Origin of the sequence: Enterococcus sp. 3H8_DIV0648 (assembly GCF_002140655.1) — a bacterium.
GTDB lineage: Bacteria > Bacillota > Bacilli > Lactobacillales > Enterococcaceae > Enterococcus_A > Enterococcus_A hulanensis.
The window spans coordinates 1,335,739-1,337,737 of sequence record NZ_NGLG01000001.1 but is presented as its reverse complement, the minus strand read 5'-3'; the positions used below and the strand labels follow the sequence as shown (position 1 = coordinate 1,337,737).

The following is a 1,999-nucleotide window of genomic DNA, read 5'->3' as shown; positions in this document are numbered from 1 at the left end:
AGAATGTTGTCACTCCGGCCATTACTTCAGTGGAAATGTTGGTACCTTGCTCTTTTAATTTAAAGAATTTCTCCATTATAATTAAACGCTCCTTAAGAATAAGTTCATTATATCGGTAAAAACCGAATACTTTCTAAGTATAATGAAGGAACAATCGACTTTCAAGAATTAGTTTAACAAAAGAACAAACAAAAAGAAGAATGTTCGTGTTTAGCGAACATTCTTCTTGATAGAACCGAAATATATTAGACGAGAACAGCCAATTAACAGACATAAGCAGGCACAAATAAAAATAATCGATTTAAATAATGAACTGAAAAACAAATCAAGCATAGTCGTTGAAGATAACTCAAAGGAAAGAGAAGAACGAACTGAATAAGCGATTCCGCTTGACCCATTACTTAATCTAAAGTTCGGCAATTCCTTTAATTGATTCAAGCCTTGATGATAGAAAGATTGCAAGATCGATTCGAAAGCAGGTTCGAAAAGAGTATACAACAGAATCAAACAGATCGAGGCAACCATCAAACCAAGGAAAAATTCTAAACCAGTGGAGTAGATCAGCTGCCTCATGGAGACGGCTGATTTTCTTTGCCTGTGAATTCGGATTCCAAAGAAGATCAGCAGCAAAATGAATAGGCCGATCGCACTTGCAGTCAAGCGCTCGGAATAATATTGCTGTAGTTGTTGAATTTCTTTTGTGGTAAATAACGGAATCTGCGTGGAGGAATTGAGTTGATTCAACACTAATTTAAGCATTCCTAAACTCGTCAAGATAAAGAGAGTGACCAGACAGATCACCCATGAAATCGAGAATTGTATGCGATGCCGTTTGATTGTTGAAAGCGTTGTTGAAATTAATTCCATAGATTCCCACCTCTTAGTAATAAGTATAAAATCCTAATTTGAAAGAAATATGAATTCTATCGGAAGAAATAAGAGCAGATAAGAAAGGCTTCGCGAACTCGCTCAGCTTTTGCTTATTGCCGATAAAGCTAGTTCGTGAAGCCAGACATAGATATACCCCTTATACACACATCTAGATGTGTATAAGAGACAGGTATACTTAGAATGAGAATCAGATGATATCAGGGGGTTAGAGTATGAATATTTTAATGATTGAAGACAATGAGTCCGTTTCTGAGATGATGCAAATGTTTTTCTTGAACGAAGGTTGGGAAGCGGAATTTAAATACGATGGGAAAGAAGGGCTGGATGCCTTCAAAGCGGACCCGGAAAAATGGGATATGATCACGCTTGATCTGAACTTGCCAAGTATGGACGGCATGGAAGTCGGCCGTGAGATCCGCAAAATCTCTAAAACAGTGCCGATCATCATGTTGACGGCCAGAGATTCTGAAAGTGACCAGGTCATCGGTCTGGAAATGGGTGCCGATGATTATGTCACGAAGCCATTCTCACCATTAACGTTGATTGCGCGGATCAAGGCTTTGCATCGCCGCAGCGAATTAACGTCTGAACCGCAAAATGAAACGGTGACCAGCAATGAAAGTTTTGATATCCAAACGGATCATTTCAAGATGAATTTGAAAACACGGGAAGCCTATCTGGATGGTAAGACGATTGAAGGTTTGACGCCTAAGGAATTTGATCTGCTATACACGATGGCGAAAAAACCGCGTCAAGTATTTACACGTGAACAGTTATTAGAATTAGTCTGGGACTATCAATATTTTGGTGATGAGCGGACAGTTGATGCTCTGTCTCTTATACACATCTAGAAATCTATTATTTATAGATATACTATAGAAGAAAGCAGGGATGAGAGTGAAAATAGAATTAAATAATTATGGAATTAAACGAATTCGCCAAGGCAACCCATTAATTCAAGTGGAGGATTTGAAACAAAATATAAAAAAAATTCCCTTAGAGTGGGTAGAGTTCGTCGATAATAAGAATAAATATGTCGCAACTGGTTATTTAGGGAAACAAAATAAAGGTTTCGGCTGGGTGATTGATCAAACACAGCGACCGATCG

The 1,999-nt window shown here is 38.2% G+C and carries 1 protein-coding gene and 2 pseudogenes; 2 read left to right on the top strand and 1 reads right to left on the bottom strand.

What is annotated here, in order from left to right; genetic code table 11:
* Window positions 1-210: 210 nt before the first annotated feature.
* Window positions 211-867 carry a hypothetical protein gene (locus A5875_RS06095; protein ID WP_088932777.1) on the bottom strand — a complete coding sequence of 219 codons (657 nt, stop codon included), beginning with the start codon at window positions 865-867 and terminating at the stop codon, window positions 211-213.
* 236 nt (window positions 868-1,103) lie between these two features.
* Here A5875_RS06095 and A5875_RS06090 point away from each other — a divergent pair.
* Together A5875_RS06090 and A5875_RS06085 are read left to right on the top strand one after the other, a co-directional pair.
* Window positions 1,104-1,721: pseudogene (locus A5875_RS06090) on the top strand (response regulator transcription factor); the annotation flags it as partial.
* 61 nt (window positions 1,722-1,782) lie between these two features.
* A pseudogene (locus tag A5875_RS06085) lies at window positions 1,783-1,999 on the top strand (class I SAM-dependent rRNA methyltransferase); the annotation flags it as partial.